Annotated in this window: 13 protein-coding genes and 1 riboswitch; of the genes, 9 read left to right on the top strand and 4 right to left on the bottom strand. The window is 41.9% G+C overall.

Features of this window, described 5'->3' with window-relative positions; genetic code table 11:
• Positions 1-54 precede the first annotated feature (54 nt).
• From P2G54_RS10390 to aceK, 3 genes are all read right to left on the bottom strand, one after another.
• A complete protein-coding gene (locus P2G54_RS10390) occupies positions 55-3,285 on the bottom strand; it encodes a S41 family peptidase (RefSeq protein WP_275870845.1) in 3,231 nt (1,076 codons plus the stop codon).
• A 181-nt stretch (positions 3,286-3,466) separates the two neighbouring features.
• Positions 3,467-4,897 carry a leucyl aminopeptidase family protein gene (locus P2G54_RS10385; protein WP_275870844.1) on the bottom strand — a complete coding sequence of 477 codons (1,431 nt, stop codon included), beginning with the start codon at positions 4,895-4,897 and terminating at the stop codon, positions 3,467-3,469.
• A 131-nt stretch (positions 4,898-5,028) separates the two neighbouring features.
• On the bottom strand, positions 5,029-6,753 hold the full coding sequence (aceK, locus tag P2G54_RS10380; RefSeq protein ID WP_275870842.1) for a bifunctional isocitrate dehydrogenase kinase/phosphatase: 1,725 nt from the start codon (positions 6,751-6,753) through the stop codon (positions 5,029-5,031).
• 474 nt (positions 6,754-7,227) lie between these two features.
• Between aceK and P2G54_RS10375 the strand changes: the two genes are divergently transcribed.
• The 4 genes from P2G54_RS10375 (at position 7,228) to P2G54_RS10360 (ending at position 10,111) form a co-directional block, all read left to right on the top strand.
• Entirely contained in the window at positions 7,228-7,905 is a 678-nt protein-coding gene (locus P2G54_RS10375) for a bifunctional isocitrate dehydrogenase kinase/phosphatase (protein ID WP_275870840.1), read from the top strand.
• A gap of 88 nt (positions 7,906-7,993) precedes the next feature.
• Positions 7,994-8,530, top strand: a complete 537-nt coding sequence (locus P2G54_RS10370; RefSeq protein ID WP_275870839.1) for a CoA pyrophosphatase — start codon at positions 7,994-7,996, stop codon at positions 8,528-8,530.
• 64 nt (positions 8,531-8,594) lie between these two features.
• A complete protein-coding gene (locus tag P2G54_RS10365) occupies positions 8,595-9,851 on the top strand; it encodes a DUF819 family protein (RefSeq protein ID WP_275870837.1) in 1,257 nt (418 codons plus the stop codon).
• Positions 9,848-10,111, top strand: a complete 264-nt coding sequence (locus tag P2G54_RS10360) for a (2Fe-2S) ferredoxin domain-containing protein (protein ID WP_275870836.1) — start codon at positions 9,848-9,850, stop codon at positions 10,109-10,111. The genes P2G54_RS10365 and P2G54_RS10360 overlap by 4 nt, the downstream gene beginning before the upstream one ends.
• Here the strand turns inward: P2G54_RS10360 and P2G54_RS10355 are convergent.
• Complete coding sequence (locus P2G54_RS10355) at positions 10,108-10,428, bottom strand: YbjQ family protein (protein WP_275870834.1); 321 nt, start codon at positions 10,426-10,428, stop codon at positions 10,108-10,110. The two genes, P2G54_RS10360 and P2G54_RS10355, sit on opposite strands and share 4 nt — an antisense overlap.
• A 278-nt stretch (positions 10,429-10,706) precedes the next feature.
• Here P2G54_RS10355 and P2G54_RS10350 point away from each other — a divergent pair, with 278 nt between their 5' ends.
• From P2G54_RS10350 to metF, 5 genes are all read left to right on the top strand, one after another.
• Positions 10,707-14,987: a PAS domain S-box protein gene (locus P2G54_RS10350; RefSeq protein ID WP_275870833.1), complete on the top strand. Its 4,281-nt coding sequence runs from the start codon at positions 10,707-10,709 to the stop codon at positions 14,985-14,987.
• Between the two features lie 72 nt (positions 14,988-15,059).
• Positions 15,060-16,376 carry a hypothetical protein gene (locus tag P2G54_RS10345; protein WP_275870832.1) on the top strand — a complete coding sequence of 439 codons (1,317 nt, stop codon included), beginning with the start codon at positions 15,060-15,062 and terminating at the stop codon, positions 16,374-16,376.
• Positions 16,377-16,463: 87 nt separating this feature from the next.
• A riboswitch (SAM riboswitch) is annotated at positions 16,464-16,564 on the top strand.
• Positions 16,565-16,629: 65 nt separating this feature from the next.
• Positions 16,630-17,691 (top strand): homocysteine S-methyltransferase family protein, encoded by a 1,062-nt coding sequence (locus P2G54_RS10340; RefSeq protein ID WP_275870830.1) that lies wholly within the window; start codon positions 16,630-16,632, stop codon positions 17,689-17,691.
• Positions 17,684-20,380: a methionine synthase gene (metH, locus tag P2G54_RS10335; protein ID WP_275870828.1), complete on the top strand. Its 2,697-nt coding sequence runs from the start codon at positions 17,684-17,686 to the stop codon at positions 20,378-20,380. Before P2G54_RS10340 ends, metH begins: the two co-directional genes overlap by 8 nt.
• Positions 20,377-21,330, top strand: coding sequence for a methylenetetrahydrofolate reductase [NAD(P)H] (gene metF, locus P2G54_RS10330; RefSeq protein ID WP_275870827.1), 954 nt, complete (start codon positions 20,377-20,379; stop codon positions 21,328-21,330). Before metH ends, metF begins: the two co-directional genes overlap by 4 nt.
• The last annotated feature ends 50 nt before the right edge of the window (positions 21,331-21,380 follow it).

The raw sequence follows: 21,380 nt of genomic DNA, 5'->3' as shown, positions 1-21,380 counted from the left end.
TAAAAAAGCCCCTTAGGATTATTTCCTAAGGGGCATGGCAAACCGAGACGATTTTTAATTTCCTTTGGGTCGGAAGTATCTGATCGGCGCTTTTGGTTCAGGTTTCAACTCTACTCCCTCGGTCGATAATCTATCCAAAGCTTCTTTTACAGCTCGCTCCAGTTGAGGGTCTCTACCGTTGATTACATCTTTCGGTGTCTGTTCGACTGGGATATCCGGAGAAATACCGACTCCTTCCACAGCCCATTCTCCGTTGATATCATAGAAGCCACCTCTAGGAGCTACCATTCTGCCCCCATCCACGAATGGAGGAGTATCCCAGGTTCCCACAAGGCCTCCCCAGGTTTTAGTACCTATCAAAGGACCTATTTTCATTTTGTTGAAGAGGTAGGGAAGAAGATCTCCTCCGGATCCGGCCCGTTCGTTAATCAGCATGACTTTAGGACCCCAAATCCCGGCCATAGGTGTGGTGAACGGACGGTGGTCATTGGCTCGGGAATTAAAATATCCATGAAGATCCCGTGCCATGATATCTACCATATAGTCTGCAGCTGAGCCACCTCCATTGTTTCTTTCGTCGATAACGGCTCCTTTTTTATCCTGCTGGGCAAAATAATAGCGATTGAAGAAGGTGTATCCTGGTTGACCAGTATTTGGGAGATAAACATATGCCAATTTTCCTCCTGAGAGTTCATCCACCTTTCTGCGATTCCCTTCTACCCATCCCATTGTTCGTAGCTGATTTTCATTCGCAACAGGAATAACTTCGATCATTCGGGCTCCGCTTGTTCCTGGTTTGCTGTTGACTAAGATGCGGGTGACTTGGTTGGCAGTGCCTTCAAAGTATTGATACAAGTTGGTGTTCGGTGAAATCTGTTTTCCGTTTACGGCAACCAAATATTCTCCTGGTTTTACATCCGCTCCAGGGTTGGCAAGGGGTGCTTTTAAAGTAGGATTCCAGCTTTCACTTGTGTAGATTTTGGCAAATCGATAATGACCTTTGTCCATTTCATAATCTGCACCTAATAATCCAATTGGAACTCTATCTACATCCGGAAAATCCCCGCCTCGGGTATAGGAATGTCCAACAGCTACTTCTCCTCCCAGAATATCAATGATGTAGTTCATATCCGTGCGATGACGAACATGAGCCACCCATGGCTTATACCATTCGTAGATTTTGTCCCAAGGAGCACCGTGAACATTGTCCACATATAGGAAGTCACGCTGATAGCGCCATCCTTCTCTATAGATTTGTTGCCATTCCTCCATAGGGTTTACTTTGACTTTCATGGAAGAAATGGCCTTCAATGCTCCGTCTCCAACCTTCTTTCCTGCTCCTGAGGTTTCTACAATGCCCCAGGTGCTGTTGCTCTGGTATAAAAGTGACTTTCGGTCTTTGGAAACAACCACTTGATTCACTCGAGGAAGAAAATCCTCAGACTTTCGTTTTTTCAGGTCGTATTTTTTCAAAACAGTCCCTTCATTTGGAACAGCTTCCATGTAAAAAACCTGGTTTTCAGGAGCAGAAGCCAAAGCTGTATAATTTCGAGCAGGAATATCTACAGCCACAATTCGGTCCATGATTCCAGCTTCGTCGATCTGAACGCTTACTTCAACCTCTCCATTTTTTTTCTCCTCTTTGCTCTCTTCGCCTTCTTCGTCGCTTTGAGGCAATAGCGGTGATTTTTCACCTGCTTTTAGGATTGTCAGATAAAGGCTTCTGGTAATCGGCCTGTCATAACTACTCATGTCCAACCAACCTGTGTTTAAGCCGAAATCTGTGCTGGCCAAATAGTAAAGGTATTTTCCATTGGCATCCCAAACAGGGGAAATAGCATCAGCCATTTGGTCTGTTACTTGGATTTTCTTTCCGGTTTCCACATTGTAGACAAAAATTGACTTAAACTGATTGTCCATGAGTCTGGAATAGGCGATCCATTTGCCGTCAGGAGACCAAACCGGATTCATACTCCGGTTAGGGTGTGCAAACCTATCTGTTTCAACGATTTTTGCTGTACCGGTTGAATGGTTTACTACCCAGATATTGTAATCTGTGTCCGTAAACGCGATGTGTAATCCATCGGGTGACCATTCTGGTTTGAAGAAGAAGCTTGGGTCAGGAATCGCGATGGTTTTGGTGATGCTACTTCCGGTCTGATCACTAATGATCAATTGATATTCTCCTGATGCATCTGAAAAATATGCCACTAATTTGCCGTCGGGAGACCATACTGGAGATCGCTCTGCAGATGCAGAACTGTTGGTGATATTTCTGCCATCTCCATTTTCTTTGGGTATTGTGATTACTTCTCCTCTAAATTCAAAAATGGCGCGTTTGCCTGTAGGAGAGAGCTGAGGGTTGAGCAACTGATTGGCTGAAACGGATACCCAGCGCTCTCTGGCCCAGTGAAAATCTCCCTTTACCTCAATTTCAACTTGCTTTAAAGACCCATCTTGAGGATTGAAAAGGTGAAGGTAACCTCCTTGCTCTATGATAATGGCATCAGGACCTGCATCTATGCTTTTAATATCGAAATCTTTCAGGAATGTCTCCTGCTTGTCCTGACCTGTAGTAGGGTCAAAGGACCAAAGATTGGCAAGATAGTCTTGTTCAGAGATGTAATAAACTCTGTTTCCTAACCAAACAGGGTCTGTGTGCCGCTCATTATCCGGCTGAGGAGTCATTTTAAGCGAATAATCCTTGAGATCGACCACCCAAATCGGTTTAGCTTGGCCTCCTCGGTGATTTCTCCATTCGGGATCCCAAAAGGAAATTTGCTGGTAGGCAATATGCTTGCCATCCGGAGAAATTTCCCCATTTACAGCTCTGGGAATGGGCAGTGCCTCAGGCATCCCACCCTCAATGGAGATTTTGAAAAACTTTGATTCTTGGGTGGCATGCCCCTCTCTTCCCGAGGAAAATAGGATGTTTTTTCCATCTGGAGTCCAGCCTGTTACCAGATCAGCTCCCGGATGCCAAGTCATTCTTTGAGGTTCACCGCCCTCTGAGGGAATCAAGTATACATCGGTATTCCCATCGTATTCTCCGGTAAAGGCGATTAATTTACCATCTGGGGAAAAGTGAGGAAGACTTTCTTCACCTTCATTGCTGGTCAGTCGAGTCGCCTGACCTCCATTTCTGGAGACTTTCCAAAGATCATTTGCATAAACAAAGGCGATCTCGCTTTGACTAAGTGTGGGTTGGCGAAGTAGCTGAGTCCCTTGTCCAAAGCCAGAAAAAGCCAAGCCCGATGTCAAAATCAGGGTTAATATTCTTTTCATAGAGTCGTATAAAATTGAATAGAATAAAAATAAAACAATGGAAGGTTGGAAGCCAACCGATGGTAAAAAAGTATGGATTTGAATGAGTAGTTGTAGTGGGTTTATTCCTTTTTTAGCTCCAAGTTGAAATCATATTATTTTGATGCTCTAATTTTTCAGGTTTTTCCATTGAATTTCATTCTCATTGGTGTTCGATTTGGTTTTCAATAAACTTCATCAATAACCCAACTCCATAAGCAGTCCCAGATTTTGTTTTTGCAAACTCGCTGTCCCGGAAGGAAACACCGGCAATGTCCAAATGAGCCCATGAAGGGTGGTCGTGCGTGAAAGCCTGCAAAAACTTGGCGGCAGTAATTGCACCGGCCATTGGCTTTCCATGGTAATTTTTGATATCTGCTATTTCGCTGTCCATTTCCCGCGCATAGCTTTCCCAAATCGGCAGAGGCCAGGATTTTTCACCAACCTCCATTCCAGCTTCTTGTAGCTGTTTGCTTAGGGTTTCATTGTTAGAGAAAAGAGCTGCACATTCATAGCCAAAAGTACCGATTGCACTTCCGGTTAGGGTTGCAAAGTCTATCAAATGGTCTGTCTTGTAATTTTTTACCAAATAGGAAAGAGCGTCAGCCAAAATCAGCCTTCCTTCTGCATCCGTATCGATTACTTCAATACTCAAGCCTGCATGGGAACCAATAACCTCAGAAGGCAAATAAGCATCCTTGTCAATTGCGTTTTCTACAGCAGGAACAATTGTAGTAAGGTGAATAGGCAGTTGGAGATCCGCAATCAATTGGGCCGCTGCCAGCACTGCTGCTGCACCTCCCATATCAGATTTCATTTCATGCATGGATTGGGTTTTTACATTCAGACCACCTGTGTCGAAGGTGACACCTTTGCCAACTAGTCCTATGTGTTTTTTAGCCTCGGGATGGCGATACTCCAAAATGATAAATCTAGGTTCTTTTGAGGAACCTCTGCCTACCGCCAAAAATGCTTCCAGATTTTCTGTTTTTGCTCTTTCCCTGTCAAAAACCTGAACTTTGATATTTAACTTGTTTCCGAGGTTTTCCGCCCAGTCGGACAGGCTATCAGGTGTAATTTTATTGGGGGGGAGATCCACTAATTTGAAGGCTTCAATTTTGGCAGTAGCTATTTTTCTTGCTCGGTCTATCAACTTAGTTTCAATGGGATTCGGAAGTATCAGATCTATCTCCAAGGAACTGAATTCTTTTTTTCGTTCTTTTTTAAAAAAGTCCAAATGGTAATTTCCCAAAAGAAGACCGGTCAGTGCAGCTTCTAAGTATTCATCTGGAAAATTCTTTGGGAAATCAAGCACAAGATGTTCTTTGATCAGATGTTGATTCTTGGACAAAATCCTACGAAAGGCATTTTCAATATCTAGGTAATCCGGTTTTTTTTCCAAACCAATCAAAAGTCTCAATTCACCTGCTGCCGAATAAGCGTATGAACTGTCTTTTTTTGCGGAAAAAAGTGATTCGTCAATAGGGAATTCTCCGAGCTTTTCCTTTTGGATCTCCTTCAAATCATTTTCTAAAAATGGGATTACCCTGAGTCCTTCAGTAGAATGGTTTCCGGGATTGATGTTGAATTTCATGTGCCTTTATTTTAATGTTTTGCCAGTTGAATAATAGTGCAATGCTGCTTATTTCTTGTTAGATGAAATAACTTTCTTTTCGCCAAGAAAGAGGTGTAGGTAGCATAAACAGTGTCTTATGGATTTCTTTATCACACTTTTTCTGAGGGACGGAATCTGATTTCGTCAGGATAGGGGAATGCGTGGATCAATTCTCCAGTTCGGATTCTTTCCTGTATTTTTTGCCAATAGTGTGGGTTGAATAAATTTTGATGATAATCCAGAAAATGGGGTTTTAAATCAGTTCTTCCAATCATCCATCTTTTAAAATCTTCAGGGAACACATCATTTTTAGCGATTTCATACCATGGTTCGGAGGCATAGATCTGTTCGTAGGTTTCAGCTTTGGGTTTTATCCTGAAATTCATGTCCGTCAAGAATTCAATTTCGTCATAATCATAAAAAATCACTCGCTTTTGACGGGTAAGGCCAAAGTTTTTGGTCATCATATCTCCTGGGAAAATATTGGCCTGAGCTAATTGAAGAATTGCCCGTCCATAGTCCTCAATGACGGATTGGCCTTCCTCCGCGGAGCAATGCTCCAGAAAAAGGTTTAATGGCTCCATCTTACGCTCAGTATAGAGATGCTTGATGATTAATGTGTTGTCTTCAATTTTTAAAAGTGAATTGGTGGTGTTTCTCAGTTCCTTCATCAATTCCTCACTAACCCTGTTGAGTGGGATCCTAAAATATTCGAACTCATGGGTGTCCGCCATCCTTCCCACACGGTCGTGAAGGGAGACCAATTTGTATTTTTCTCTAACCTCCTGTCTAGTCAAGTTTTTCGGTGGTTCAAAATGATCTTTGATGAGCTTGAACACAATGTTTAATGAAGGGAGGGTGAATACAGTCATTACCATTCCTTTGATCCCCGGTGCCACAATGAACTGATCCGTACTTTGGGCTAAATGCAAGAGATAATCGCGGTAGAAGAGGGTCTTGCCGTGTTTGTTGAATCCTATGGCGTTGTAGAGTTCGTGGATTTTTTTGTGAGGAATCACGGAGTTGAGAAATCCCACAATCTGGGAGGGAACTTCAGCTTCTACCATAAAATAGGACCTTGTAAAGCTGAACATACTGCTCATGATGTTCGGATCGAAAATGAGTGTGTCCACGAATACCCCTTTAGGTCCATGCAAAAATGGGATGATAAAAGGCATCCACTTGTGCCCTACATGGATTCTACCAATGAGATAGGCAGCTTTGTTTCTATAAAAAACTGATTTCAATATTTGGGTTTCAGTCTCGTGGGCTTTCAAATAACGGGTAAGGATGACTTTTTTGATACTCTCTATCAAGAAAGCTACATCCTGTTCTTTGTCCATTAAGGGAGCTCCGAAATCATAATCATCTAGAATCTGTCGAATGACATTTTCAAGGCCAGTTGAATTGGGGTAAATATTGAGGAGGTGACTGTTTTCTTGAATGACGCATGAATCATAGCCTTCCATCAAAAACATGAGCTCCTCGTCCACGGTCATTCCGGGAAAAGTTTTCCGGATGACGGAATTGAAGAAAGTTTCCGCCAATTCCACTTCAGGAATAGAGTGTGTCATTTCCTGATATTCTTTTCGGATTAGGTTCCAGATTTTTCGGTTTGAACTGTCCTTTCCCAGCATTTTTTTGATTTCATCAGCAAGTTTGAAAAGAAGGTTTTTGTAAAGTCTAAGTCTTTGCCGATGGTTCAATTGCATTGCAGGCCAGTTTCGCTCTCCAAAATAAAGAGGAGCGAGTCTGGTATAGGCATTGAAGGACTGCATGTAGGTCCTGAATCCTAAGAATATTTTAAGGGCAATGGGCTGGGCTCGGTTGGGCATACTTCAAATTAAGAAAGAATCTTCTTGTTCCTGAAAATTGTCCTTCTGATTCTGAAGAATAATTGGTGCTCTGTATCCTGGCATAAATCTAAAGATGAAAACCCTGAAGGAGTTTTTGGCTTTTACAATATTTTGAAGTCTGTAAAAAAAAAATCAGGGTAAATACCGGCTTTCATTCAAAAGAATCGGCCTCTTAATTTTTGACAATTTTTTTTAAAAATTTTTCCATTTGAATAGTCTTGATTTTGAAGTATTTAGCTGGTTTTTTTGGTGTGAAAGAAAATTTTGAAAATCTTTCGCAATCGATTGTTTGGAGGATATAAAAACATTTTCTACTTTTCGACCGTATTCATGAATTGAATATCTACAATAGGTTTAATAGGTTTGAGAGCAGGAAAAGGCCAGGATAGTATCCAGGCCTTTTTTGTTTTTTTGAAGTTGAGAATTAGCTTGGATTAACTTTTGAAGACACCTATGAATTTCCGGATAAGAAAAATTGGCACTCTGGTTACTATGGCTTTGCTTTTTGGCTGTGGATCCGAATCAGTAAAAGAGACAGAAGAAGTTCCTTTGGGGGGGATGGATTTTGAGAAAGAAGCCTTGGAGAAAATAAATCTTGCACTGGTTCAGAAGCCTGATTGGAGCGGAAATTGGGTTGAAATTTTAGGGCAGTTTTCCGGAGAGGATTTTCAGTTGGTTTTGACGGATTCTATCAATCCTAGGGAGATGCCTGAAAAAAATCCCATACACGCTGGTGATCCCCTTTATCCTTATCAATTTCCCCACCCAGAAGGAAACGGAACTATAGATATCTATAGCTATAAAATCGAGGCTCAGGAATCGCTGGATGCTCCGTATTTGAATCCTGATTCTGAGGTGATTTGGTATAGAAACGACGGGATGAAAGAGCGCTTGCTTTTTATTGGGCCCTCTGGCATGTTTGAGGAGGGGATGTGGCTTAATGCAAACGAATTTTTGGTTTTGGGTTATTTTCAGGAGGAAGAGGGATTTCGTCCCATGGTCTGGTTGATTCAGGTGGACAAGCATTTGCTACATTTATTTAAACTGGGGAAAATTTCAAAAACCTATCGACCTGAATCTTACCTTGACAAGAAAATCAAAAAAGTGGACCTGAGCGTCAATGGAGTTTGAAAAGACGTTAAAATTACTTGAAAAAGGACTCAACCGACCTCTTCCTGGGAAGGAAGCACATTTAAGTATGTCTCCTAAACCGATAGATTTGAAGAGGTTTGACCCTAAACTTCCAGACAATTTTCGTCGAGGTGCGGTTTTGATTATGCTCTACCCTGTAAGGAACCAAGCCTACTTCCCCCTGATCAAGCGTCCGGAATATCCCGGTGTTCACAGTGGTCAGATTGCCTTTCCGGGAGGTAAAATGGACGAAACTGATATAGATGTAGTGGATACTGCATTGAGGGAAGCTGCTGAAGAGGTTGCTATTGACCGGAGAAAGGTCGAGGTGATTGGCAAATTAAGTGATTTGTTCATCCCTGCTAGCAATTTTTTGGTGAGTCCTATTTTGGGCTATTCTCGTGAACTTCCTGAGTTTATCCCAGAAGAACGGGAGGTGGAACGAGTAATCCCGACTTCAGTACAAACGCTTATACTCCCTCAAACCAAAAGACGGTCCCAATTTGATTTTGGAAAAGGTTTAAGACTGGATACTCCTTACTTTTCCATTGAGGATGAAATCGTGTGGGGAGCAACAGCTATGATCTTGGGTGAATTCATTCAGCTTCTTGAAAACGGAAAGTAATAAAATCCAACTTGGGCTTTTTCCTCTTTTGTTGGTATTGTTGCAAGCAAATAATCTATAGTCTATGGAAGAAAGTACTCCCTTAATTACAAATGATGCTGTTGTTTTTGGATTTTTGATGGCCATTTTGGCTTTGATCTTTGCCACTTCTTCCAGTGATCGTCCTTTTTTCCGGAAGTTTTACCGGGTAGTTCCCACGGTACTTTTATGTTACTTTATTCCAGCAGTTTTCAATTCTTTAGGGTGGATATCAGGAGAATATTCCAGTTTGTATAAAGTTGCGAGCCGCTATTTATTGCCGGCTTCCTTGGTGCTTTTCACAATCAGCATAGACTTGAAAGCAATTTTGAAATTGGGGCCTAAAGCCTTGACCATGTTCTTGGCAGGTACTCTAGGAATTATGCTGGGTGGGCCTTTGGCTTTGATGACTGTGGGCTTTTTTTACCCCGATTTATTGGGAGGTAGTGGTCCGGAGGAAATTTGGAGAGGGTTGTCCACCATTGCAGGATCTTGGATTGGAGGAGGGGCAAATCAAACGGCTATGTTGGAAGTCTTTGGTGCTAGTTCCACTCTTTTTGCCCAAATGATTGCAGTAGATGTATTGGTGGCAAATCTTTGGATGGCATTTTTGCTGTTTTGGGCATCCAATCCAGAAAAAATAGACCGCTTTTTCAGGGCTGATACTTCTGCGATTTTCGAATTGAGAGATAAGATTGCCAATTTCAGAGAGGGAATCATGAAGATTCCATCTTTATCAGATACCATGGTGATTTTGGGAGTTGGATTTGGAGTTACAGGTGCGTCTCATTTCATCGCGGATATAGTAGCGCCTTTTATAGGTGAAAATTATCCTGAGCTGGGCCAGTACTCCCTAGATTCAGCTTTTTTCTGGATTGTGGTGATTGCCACTACAGCCGGGCTTTTACTTTCTTTTACCAAGGTCAGGAACCTGGAAGGTGCAGGAGCCTCCAGACTTGGTAGTGTGTTGTTGTACATTTTGGTTGCTACAATTGGGATGCAGATGGACCTAGGAGCTGTTTTGGATAATCCCGTATTGTTCCTGATTGGAATTTTCTGGATGATATTCCATATTCTGATCATGTTGGGAGTAGCTTGGATGATCAAGGCTCCCTTCTTTTATGTAGCGGTGGGTTCACAAGCTAATGTCGGTGGTGCTGCTTCTGCTCCGATTGTCGCCTCAGCCTTTGATTCTTCTTTGGCCCCAGTAGGTGTTTTATTGGCTGTATTGGGCTATGCAGTAGGGACTTATGGTGCGTATCTTTGTGGTTTGATGATGCAGGAAGTTTCCGTTGGATTATGAAGCATAAAAGACAATTGGTATTTGTGTGTTCGGGTTCAGATTGCAAAAAATCCGGAGGGAAAGAAATTCGAAAAGACCTCAAAGAAGCGCTGAAGACAGCTCCTTTAAAAGGTAATTTCAAACTGATTCAGACCAAATGTTTGGACATGTGCAAATCCGCTCCTCTGGTTATTTTTGAAGATCATTTTTTCAAAAAGGCAAGTTCTGAGGAGGTTATTCAAAAAGTAAAAAAGGCCCTGAAAATTCAGGGCCCAAATTAGATTTTTGAAGTTCTGACTGCAGTTCCACTCGCAGTCACCATTAACATTCCATCCCGAATAGTTTCGTAATCCAGATCAATGCCCACGATTGCGTTTGCTCCAAAACTTCGGGCCTGCATTTCCATTTCTGTCATTGCTGTAGCTTTGGCTTCTCTGAGAACCCGCTCGTATGCAGAAGATCTACCTCCGACAATATCTGTGATACTTGCAAAAAAGTCCTTGAATACATTGGCCCCGATAATTGTTTCCCCTGAAACAATCCCCAAATACTCTTCGATTTTGTGTCCTTCTAGATTGTTGGTGGTTGTAATAATCATGTTTTTAAATTTTTAAATAGTTTAGATTTTTTCACGGAATAGGATAATAAAAGGTTCTTAGTTTTTTTTCCTATAATTGAATGATTGAGTTCAAGATGAATGAGCTTTTTGTTTAGTTTATTGGAATGAGTGGAAATTTTTTTACAGGAATTCATTGATTCTTTCTAGCCTAAATCACCGAAAGCTGTTTTTTTATTTTGGCTAAAATTGGCAATATTAGAGGACTAGTTGTACCTAAACATTTCCTTTTAAAAACCTCTGTACTGGAAAAAAATTCAATGAATTACTTTCATCAGTTTGATATTTCTGATTTCTTCAATGAGATCAAGGAACCCATCTTTTTGATAGACTCAGAAGAGGTTATTTTTTGGAACATCTATGCAAAGGAGAACTACCTGGGTTTACCGGATAACTGGAGGACTTGGTTTTCAAAACAGGATTTACTGGAGGAGATCCAAGAATTTTTTAGTGGGGGTGCGGTACCCAAAAAGCCATTTTATAAATCGCTCCAAGATAAAAACGGAGATAGCCAGCGCTTTGAATGGACCTTTGTCAATCTTCCTTCAAGCTACAATTCCCGCTTTTTGATCATTAAAGGGAACAAAATTGATTTATATGGTCGACTTCAGCAAGAAGGAGAGGAACAATTCAGGGAAAAGAAAACAAAAGAAGAACTTCAATACATTCAAAGTATTCTCAACAACAGCCATGATCTGATCGCAATTTTAGATCGATTAGGTAATTACAAATTCATCAGTGAATCAGTTGCTGAGAAATTGGGCTTCCCTGTTGAGGAAATCGTCGGGAAAAGCTATCAAGAGTTTGAAGAAAAAGGTGCTATTGAGATGGTTAGGGGGACATTTCAGGATGTTCTTAATACAAATGAGGTAGTCAATATTGATTTTTGGGTACACCTTAGCAATGGAAAGAAGATATATCTGGAAAGTTTTGCAAGAAACCTTCTCCACCATCCGGAGATCCAGGGAATTTTGTTTAGTTCTAGGGATATTACCGATTATATCGAGAAGGATAGGTCTTTGCAGAAACGATATGAGATCGAGAATCTGATCAATCAGATTTCCTCCCAATTGCTGAATGGAGGATTTAAGGATTTGGAAAAGGATTTTCAGGAATTCCTTATTCGGTTCGGAGCATTTTTTAAAGCTAAAACTGCGGTAATTTATATTTTAAACAGGGATACCGAGGAATTTGAAATTCTGAACATATGGAACCCTGATCGCAATGAAATTGGGGGACATTCTGATCGGATAAGCTTAATTTTTTCTAGGAAAAACCGTCTGGAGGCAGGGATTGTCAAATTAGTTGAATCAGATGATCCGGAGGATAGGTTTTTATACCTTTTGGTGCCGATGCTTTCCACCTCCAAACTTAGAGGGGTAATCTATTTTGAAATTGAACGTGAGGATATTGAATTTGAAGAGAAGGAATTGCAGGTATTTCGTCAATTAGGAGATATTCTCGCAGGTGCCTACATAGGCAGTTTGATGACGAGGAAAATTGAGCGAAATGAAAACCTGTTGGCTACCACAGAAAGCCTGTCAAAATCCGGGTCTTGGAGATACAGCACCTCTCAAAATCGATTTTACGTTTCTGGGGGATTTGCCAGACTGTTTGGAATAGGTGATCAGCCCCTTTCTACAGATTTTTCATCTTTGATCTACCAAATTGAAAAACCGTATAGGGAAGACTTTGTAAGAAATCTCAAAAAAAGTATTGACTCAGTTTGTGTCACTTCCGGTGAGTTTACCATTAAGAATGAGCAGGGAAAAACCCTCTTTATTAGTTACGAAATAGATGCAAAGCATGATTTTTTAACGCAGGGACTGGAGGTGACGGGTTTTTGTAAGGATATCAGTCTCAAGAGAGAGGCTGAGGAAAATTTGAGACTACAATCTCAGATTCTTGCACAGGTCAGTGACCCCATTTTGGTGACTGGTCTTGATTTGAGGGTGATCTATCTCAATGAAGCCGCACTAGAGCTTTGTTGTCCCGGAGCTTCCCAACCTTTTAAAGGAAATTTGGAGAAATTGGTGAACTGGGATTGGAGGGAGTCTTTGAGCCTTGAGGAATTGGCGGGAAGTTTAGAATTAGGTCAAATATGGCAGAAAGAAATATTTCTTCAGACTCAGAAGTCACCCTTTCTTCCATTTTTAGTGTCTATTAAGGCTATTCAATCGGAAAAGGAAGAGAAAATCGGTTATTCATTCATTTTGAGGAGTTTGGCTGAAAAATATGAGTCCGAACAAATGGCACTTCGGGCAAGAATGATTATTGAAAACAGCCCCGTGGTTCTTTTTCAGGTAGATCCCAATGATAGTTACCGAATTCTATACATTTCGGAAAATATAGATCGGTATGGCTATCATTCCAAAGAATTGATTGAGAAAAAAGCCTCAATCTTGGATTTGATCCATCCTGATGATTGGGTGAGAATTCTTGAAAATCAGCCCTCTCTCAATAATCCAAATGACCGGTTGTCCTTTTCGGGGGAATACAGAATCAGAAAAACAGATGGAACCTATTCCTGGGTGGAAGACCGGACCAGTGATGTCACCAATGAAATTGGGGAAATTGTTCTTCATGAGGGGCTGTTTCAGGATATTTCAGAGCGGAAGGTTTTTGAGGAATACAAGGAAGAAAAGGAGAAACAATACCGGGTATTGGCTTCCAATATTCCAGGCACCAATATTTTTCTGTTGGATGAACACAGGAGGTATATTTTGGCTGAGGGAACCCACTTTGATTTTTGGGAAAAAAGTCCGGATGATTTTGAAGGGAAGTTTTTGCATGAATCTTTTCTGACCAACTTGGATGTACTCAATGAGCAATTTGACCAAGTTTATTTCGAACAAAAAATCGTAGAATCTGAGTTTTTCTATAAGGATAGATACTATCAAAGAGTCATAAGGCCTGTGGTAGAGCATGGCCGCGTGACCTATGCCTTAACCATCATTAGGGACATTACTTCGGAGTATGTGGCCAAGGAAAAACTGAAAAGCTCCGAGGAGAAATACAGAGCACTGGTAGAAGAGTCCACAGAGGTTATTTTTTCCTTGTCGGATAATCTCCGATTTAATTATTTGTCACCGAATATTAATCAGTACTTGGGCTATGAGGTGGAGGAAGTGGTTGGGAAAAGTGTGTTTGAATTTTTGAATCCCGAAGATTTGGAGGTTTTCAATACTAATTTGAAGGAATTTCCAGATTTCTTGGAAGAAAACCAGCAGTTGGAATATAGACTCCGTCATAAAAATGGGGAATATAGGGTCTTCAATTCCAATGGTCGTATTGTACGGGACAAGGAAGAAGGACGCTGGCACTATACGGGAATTGCCCGCGATATCTCCCGACTAAAAGAGGCTCAAAAAGAATTGGTCCAAGCCAAGGAAAAGGCTGAGCAGGCCTCTTTGGTAAAGTCACAGTTCTTGTCTGTGATGAGTCATGAAATCCGGACCCCGATGAATGCGGTTATTGGACTAGCCCATTTCCTAATGGAAGAAAATCCAAGGCCTGATCAGTTGGAAAACCTGAGAACTTTGCAATTTTCTGCTGAGAATCTCATGACCCTGATCAATGATATTCTTGATTTTAATAAAATCGAATCAGGCAAATTGGAGTTGGAAGCTGTTCCTTTCGATATTCGAAATCTGCTGCATAGAATTGTTCACTCTCATAGTTTCCAGGCGCATGAAAAATCCCTTGACGTAAGCTTTGAAATTGATGAATCTATCCCTGAGCTTCTTATTGGTGACTCGGTAAGGATAGGACAGATCATCCATAACTTGGTGTCCAATGCGATAAAGTTTACTGAAAAAGGGTATGTAAAGATACAGTTGAAAGAGGAGGGGAAAAGTGATGTGGAGTCGCTGATCCGGTTCCGTTTCATAGATACGGGTATTGGTATACCTGAGGACAAAGTGATCAATATTTTTGATGCTTTTACGCAAGCCACTTCTGCTACCACTCGGAAATATGGAGGAACAGGTTTGGGTTTGGCAATCGTCAAGCGACTTGTTGAGTTGTATAAAGGTGAAATTTTCTACAAAACCAATCCTGAAGGGGGCAGTATTTTTGAGTTTGTTATTCCTTTCAATTACAAATTGGAAAAAGGAGAGGAGGGGCATGAGGATCAACAGAACCAGCCAAAGTCTCTTCGAACGGCCTCTATTTTGGTTGCAGAGGACAATATGGTAAATCAGATCCTAGTCAAGAAATTTCTGAAGAAATGGGAGTCTGGAAATTTGGTGATGGCTTCAAATGGTCAGGAGGCCTTGGAATTATTTGAAGAGGGAGACTTCAATATTGTGTTGCTTGATTTACAGATGCCGATTATGGATGGCTTTAGTGTTGCCAAAGCCATTCGTTTGCATGAGAATTTGGAGAAGAGAAAGGTTCCGATTTTAGCATTGACTGCAACTTCCATCCATGAAATCAAGGAGCAATTGGATGAAATTGGGTTTGATGATTACATCCCAAAACCTTTCACTCCAGAGGGACTTTACGAGCGTTTGAACAAATATCTTCATCCGAAAAATTAACCAGTTTCAGGGTTTAGCATTAATTTTGCCACATCGGCAGGTGAATTTCAGCCTAACCAATCCAACAGACCCATGCCCTTTTTTTCACGACTCGTTTTTGGGACTTTTCTTGCCCTTGTCAGCTTTCAGGCATCTGCCCAACAGCTGCTGAGCAAGAGGACTACTTTTTATTCCGTCGTGGGTACATCAGGAGCAAAACTCAATCAGTTTGATAAAATGCTGGAGGATAGAGGGCTCAGTTCACTTCGACACCGGTACAACACCCTAGGTATGGGATACCAAACCCGAATCAATGATTTTGTATTGGGAGTGGAATTATATCATAACCGGAGCTCTTCCAGTAATTTTGACGACTACAAAATAAGCTATAGGACCTCCCGTGCCTTTCTGAATGTGGGGTATTCTTTTACAGAGGAGTCCCGCTTTCAGCTGATCCATTACATGTCAATGGGGGTAGGTTTTTTGAATTTCCAGATGCTTCCATTGGACCGACCGGATAATCTCCAGCTTTTTTTGGAAGACCCTGCAAAAGGAATTGTACTTCGTAAAATGGATATTCAGAAAGGAAGTACCAATTATGGTGGATTTCTGACTGAAATTGGCTTTCAATTAAGTTATGATTTTGATCTTCCTGGGAGGAGGGAAGCTTTATCCATAATCACGAAAATGGGGTATTCCTTCAGTCCATTTGAGGGAAAGTGGGAGATGAACGGGATCTCTTTTGACAATACTCAGAGTGGGGCATTTATCCGGGTAGGAGCTGGGATTTCACTTCCCGACCGAAATTTCTTTTACAAAGATGCCTCTATGAGCTTTCAATTAGTCTCCGGTTTTCATTTCACCTCTCCCAAGGAATTCAATGAACAACTTCACAATGCCGGCTATGAGGAATTGCAAGGGAGTCCTTCGAATTTAGGTTTAAGGATTTTAGGTGAAAATGAAGGACTGCTTTATGGAGTGGACGTTTACAATCTTTCCATGAGCGGAAGAGCATCTAATTCAAGAACTCAAAGTCTGAATAGTATAAGGGTCTACCTCAACGGTGGATTGAAATTCCTTCAATACAAGAATATTGGGCTCGGAGCCCTGGCTGGTGTCGGCTATGGGAATATCCGATATACTCTTACTCAGAATAACAAACCGGATTTTCCTGAGCTTTTTGAACAGAGAAAATTTGACGGGTATCTGCGCAATTCCGGGCTGATGGCCAAACCAGAGGTGTTTTTGGAATATGGAATCCCTATGACTAAAAGAAAGATTTTTGATCTGGTGTTAACGGCTTCTGCAGGATATGAACTTCCCTTGGCAAATTATAGACTTGGGGAATTTGATATGGCAAAATACATGTCAGCACCCTACTTGAGCTTCGGGGTGGGGATACGGCCCTGATTTGGAATTTGCATAAAATCAATCCATTTGCTTTAAGAAATTAAAATATCTACCTGATTTATTGGCAAAATGCTAGTACATTTGGGCTGCTTATCGAGAAAGACCGAGGGAAGGGCCCGATGACGTCTTAGCAACCTGCAACCAAGGTGCTAACTCCCATTCCGGTTCAAATCGGAAAAAGATGAGTGGACAAGTTAGCAATAACTTTTCTCCGTGTTTTGCTCGATTAGCTTTTTGAATGAATTACCACAGTATGCAAAACAGAACGGAAACCCTGCTTCAAGCTATTTCTCAGCGGATATTGATCCTAGATGGAGCAATGGGTACCATGATTCAGCGATATAAACTATCAGAAGAAGATTTTCGAACTCCTGAATTGGAAGATCACCCTAAAGCACTAAAAGGGAACAATGATTTACTTTCTTTAAGTCGCCCCGATGTGATTCGTGCCATTCATGCGGAATACCTGGAGGCGGGTTCGGATATCATTGAAACCAACACCTTTTCCGGTACCAGCATTGCTCAGGAGGATTACGGCCTTGCCCATTTAGCCTATCAAATCAATTTTGAATCTGCCAAAATTGCAAGGGCAATTGCGGATGAGTTTACCTCAAAAAATCCATCCAAACCCCGCTTTGTGGCTGGGGCTATGGGTCCCACCAATAGAACTGCCTCTATTTCCCCGGATGTAAATGACCCAGGATATAGAGCCATTACCTTTGACCAATTGGCGGATGCTTATTCTGAACAGGTGAGAGGTCTGTTGGATGGAGGTTCGGATATACTTTTGGTGGAAACCATTTTTGACACTTTGAACGCCAAGGCAGCTTTGTATGCTATTCAGGAGGTTTTTGAGGAAAGAAATATTCCCTTGGACCCAAGAGAGGGTGGTATTCCCATTATGATTTCGGGAACCATTACCGATGCTTCAGGTCGGACTTTGTCTGGCCAGACTACAGAAGCCTTTTTGATCTCGGTATCTCATGTACCACTGCTTTCCGTTGGTCTGAACTGTGCTTTGGGAGCAAAAGAGTTACGGCCTTATCTGAAAGTCTTGGCAAATAAAGCTCCATTTTATGTTTCTGCCTATCCCAATGCAGGGCTTCCGAATGAATTTGGGGCCTATGATCAGGGAGCCAATGAGATGGCGGGCCAAGTTCGGGATTTTCTCAAAGAAGGGATGTTGAATATTCTGGGAGGCTGCTGTGGAACTACCCCTGAACATATCCAGGCTTTAGCAGCTTTGGCTTCAGAATTTGCCCCGAGGAAAATAGAGTCAGAAGAATTAACGGAGGAGGAGGGAAGCAATGTCTAAAAATCAATACCTGAAGCTTTCGGGTTTGGAACCTTTGGTTTTTACCCCGACTATCAATTTTGTAAACATTGGAGAAAGAACCAATGTGACAGGCTCCAAGAAGTTTGCCCGGCTTATCTTAAACGGACAGTATGATGAGGCACTTGATGTAGCTTTGGATCAAGTGAGGGGTGGTGCACAGGTTCTGGACGTGTGTATGGACGAAGGTATGTTGGATGGTGAAGCTGCAATGACTAGGTTTTTGAACCTGATTGCCTCCGAACCCGAAATTAGTCGGATTCCCATCATGATTGATAGCTCCAAGTGGAGCATCATCCTAGCGGGCTTGAAATGTGTACAGGGTAAAGGGATTGTCAACTCGATTTCCTTAAAAAACGGGGAAGAAGAATTTATTCAACAGGCTAAAACTATCAAAAAGTTTGGCGCCGCGGTCGTGGTGATGGCCTTTGATGAAAAAGGGCAGGCTGATACCTATGACAAACGAATTCAGATTTGCGAGCGCAGCTATAGGATTTTAGTGGATGTGGTCAAATTCAATCCACAGGATATCATTTTTGATCCCAATATTTTCCCTGTTGCGACAGGGATGGAAGAGCATAGACGCAATGCACTGGATTTTTTCCTCGCTACCAAGTGGATTAAGGAAAACCTTCCGGGAGCAAAAGTAAGTGGAGGCGTGAGTAACGTTTCTTTTTCCTTCCGGGGAAATGACCGGGTACGAGAAGCGATGCATGCGGCGTTTCTTTATCATGCTATTCATCATGGAATGGACATGGGAATCGTCAATCCTACCATGTTGGAGGTGTATGATGATATTCCCAAGGATTTGTTGGAGCGGGTTGAGGATGTGCTATTTGATAGACGGGAGGATGCTACGGAGCGTCTTTTGGATTTTGCCGAAACAGTCAAAGCTGCAGGTAAAAAAGAAGCGGTCAATGAAGCCTGGCGCTCTGACCCCGTAGCAAAAAGAATAGAACATGCCTTGGTGAAAGGGATTTTGGACTTTATCATCGAAGATACCGAGGAGGCGAGACAAGAGTTGGAAAATCCGCTTAAGGTCATTGAAGGTCCTCTTATGGACGGGATGAACGTTGTGGGAGATTTGTTTGGAGAGGGGAAAATGTTTCTTCCTCAGGTGGTGAAATCTGCCCGGGTGATGAAAAAAGCAGTGGCTTATTTGGAGCCCTTCATGCCATTGCCGGAAGAAGGACAGGAGAGTTCCTCCCTTAAAAAGATCTTGTTAGCGACGGTAAAAGGAGATGTTCATGATATAGGGAAAAACATCGTAGGAGTTGTTTTGGCTTGTAATAGCTACCAGATCATTGATTTGGGTGTGATGGTAGATTCCCAAAAAATCATCGATGAAGCTATTAAAAACAAGGTGGATATCATTGGTTTAAGTGGATTGATTACTCCATCCTTGGATGAAATGGTCAATGTGGCTTCCGAAATGGAAAGACAAGGTTTGAAAATTCCTTTGTTAATAGGAGGAGCTACTACTTCCAGAATCCATACGGCTGTAAAAATTGACCCGGTTTATTCCGGAACTGTAGTTCATGTCATGGACGCCAGTAAATCTGTTCCTATCGCCGGAGAAGCGATTTCCGTAGAAACCAAAGAATCATTTCATCATCAGATCAAGGAAACCTACAAGCAGCTGAGGATTGAACATGAAGCCAAACAGTCCATCAAGCAGTTGGTGACCTATGAGGAGGCAAAGGAAAATCCAGTACAGATTGATTGGGCGACTTTTGAGCCGGTAAAACCAAGAGTTTTGGGAAAGACTGTTTTGGAGGAATTGGATCTGTCAGTGCTTAGAAATTATATAGACTGGACACCGTTTTTCAGCACCTGGATGTTGAGTGGGAGATTTCCTAAAATTCTGGAAGATCCTGTTGTAGGGAAAGAGGCCAAAAAATTATATGAGGATGCTCAGTCCATGTTGGATACCCTGATTGCTGAAAAATGGCTTTCGGCAAAAGCGGTTTTCGGATTGTACGCAGTTAACCGAAAGGGAGATGATGCATTCGTATTTGGGGATGAAGGAGAACCAATTGGATCCTTCCATTTTCTTCGACAGCAGGGAAAGAAAGGGAAGGGAGTGCCCAATCGATCATTAGCCGATTACCTGCATCCAGATAAGACAGATTACTTGGGCTGCTTTGCGGTAACTTCCGGGCTCGGAATGGAAACCAAATTGGAGGAATTCAAAAAAGCAGGGGATGATTATAATGATATCCTGTTTAAAGCACTCGCGGACCGGCTTGCAGAAGCTGCAGCAGAATATGTGCATGAGCTTGTTCGAAAAGATTATTGGGGCTACTCAGAAAACGAATCTTTCGATAATGAATCTTTGATCAAGGAACAATACACAGGTATACGTCCGGCTCCTGGTTATCCAGCATGTCCTGAACATTCCGAAAAGGAAACCATTGCCAAACTGTTGGATATGAAAAACGAAATCGGGATTGAACTTACATCCAGTTACGCAATGTATCCTACCAGTTCGGTATCAGGGTTCTATTTTGCAAATCCTGAATCCAGATATTTTGGTTTGGGAAAAATAGGAGAGGACCAAGTTGCCAGCTATGCCGCCCGAAAGGGAATTTCCTTGAAAGAAGCAGAAAGATTGCTTTCTCCAAACCTCGCCTATACCCCTGATTCAAACCTAGCCAATTCAATTACATGAAAATAACTGAATACCTTAATAACGCAGATTCCACGCTTTTTTCATTCGAAATTTTACCTCCTTTAAAAGGTCAAAGTCTAAAAGAACTTCTGGAGGGGATTGAGCCTTTGATGGAGTTCAAGCCACCTTTTGTGGATGTGACCTATCATCGGGAGGAATATGTCTATAAAAAGCATCCCAACGGTCTTCTTGAGAAAATCAGCACCAAAAAGCGCCCTGGAACTGTAGGGATTTGTGCTGCTATCATGAACCGGTTCCATGTGGATGCGGTGCCTCATTTGCTATGTGGAGGATTCACCAAAGAGGAAACAGAAAACGCACTGATTGATTTGAGTTTCATTGGAGTGGACAATGTATTGGCGCTCCGTGGAGATGCTCCTAAATCAGAAGGGAAATTCATCCCCGAGCCTGATGGTCATCACTATGCCAGTGAATTGGTAGAGCAAATCGTCCGAATGAACAATGGCCGCTATCTTCATGAAGAAACCGAAAGTGGCTTTCATACGGATTTCTGTATAGGTGTGGCAGGCTATCCCGAAAAACACTTTGAGGCTCCCAGCATGAAATTTGACTTGAAACACTTGAAGGAAAAAGTGGATAAAGGAGCGGAATACATCGTTACCCAGATGTTTTTTGACAATCAGAAATACTTCGATTTTGTGGACAAAGTGAGAGCTTTGGGAATTGATGTGCCTATTATACCCGGGATCAAGCCAATTACCACTGTAGGCCAAATCACCATGCTGCCAAGAACTTTTTATCTGGATTTGCCGGATGCCTTGATGGACGAACTTGAAAAGTGCAAGACCAATGGAGAGGTGAAGGAAGTTGGGATAGAGTGGGCAATTCAGCAATGCAAGGAGTTGGTTGCAGCAAATGTTCCTAGCCTTCATTTCTATACCATGAGTAAGGCAGATGCAACCTATAAGATTGCTAAAGAGGTGTTTTAAACCTTAACCGATAATAAATTAATAGGCTCAATTCTTTAAAAAGTATTGAG

The organism is Algoriphagus sp. CAU 1675 (assembly GCF_029222925.1).
In the GTDB taxonomy this organism is placed as follows: Bacteria; Bacteroidota; Bacteroidia; order Cytophagales; family Cyclobacteriaceae; genus Algoriphagus.
This window is presented reverse-complemented; position numbering and strand designations above follow the sequence as displayed.

Excerpts from the sequence above, each read along its gene's own strand:
- P2G54_RS10390 (WP_275870845.1), bottom strand. The coding sequence starts at position 3,285 with ATGAAAAGAATATTAACCCTGATTTTGACATCGGGCTTGGCTTTTTCT.
- P2G54_RS10385 (WP_275870844.1), bottom strand. The coding sequence starts at position 4,897 with ATGAAATTCAACATCAATCCCGGAAACCATTCTACTGAAGGACTCAGG.
- aceK (WP_275870842.1), bottom strand. The coding sequence starts at position 6,753 with ATGCCCAACCGAGCCCAGCCCATTGCCCTTAAAATATTCTTAGGATTC.
- P2G54_RS10375 (WP_275870840.1), top strand. The coding sequence starts at position 7,228 with ATGAATTTCCGGATAAGAAAAATTGGCACTCTGGTTACTATGGCTTTG.
- P2G54_RS10365 (WP_275870837.1), top strand. The coding sequence starts at position 8,595 with ATGGAAGAAAGTACTCCCTTAATTACAAATGATGCTGTTGTTTTTGGA.
- P2G54_RS10360 (WP_275870836.1), top strand. The coding sequence starts at position 9,848 with ATGAAGCATAAAAGACAATTGGTATTTGTGTGTTCGGGTTCAGATTGC.
- P2G54_RS10355 (WP_275870834.1), bottom strand. The coding sequence starts at position 10,428 with ATGATTATTACAACCACCAACAATCTAGAAGGACACAAAATCGAAGAG.
- P2G54_RS10350 (WP_275870833.1), top strand. The coding sequence starts at position 10,707 with ATGAATTACTTTCATCAGTTTGATATTTCTGATTTCTTCAATGAGATC.
- P2G54_RS10345 (WP_275870832.1), top strand. The coding sequence starts at position 15,060 with ATGCCCTTTTTTTCACGACTCGTTTTTGGGACTTTTCTTGCCCTTGTC.
- P2G54_RS10340 (WP_275870830.1), top strand. The coding sequence starts at position 16,630 with ATGCAAAACAGAACGGAAACCCTGCTTCAAGCTATTTCTCAGCGGATA.
- metH (WP_275870828.1), top strand. The coding sequence starts at position 17,684 with ATGTCTAAAAATCAATACCTGAAGCTTTCGGGTTTGGAACCTTTGGTT.
- metF (WP_275870827.1), top strand. The coding sequence starts at position 20,377 with ATGAAAATAACTGAATACCTTAATAACGCAGATTCCACGCTTTTTTCA.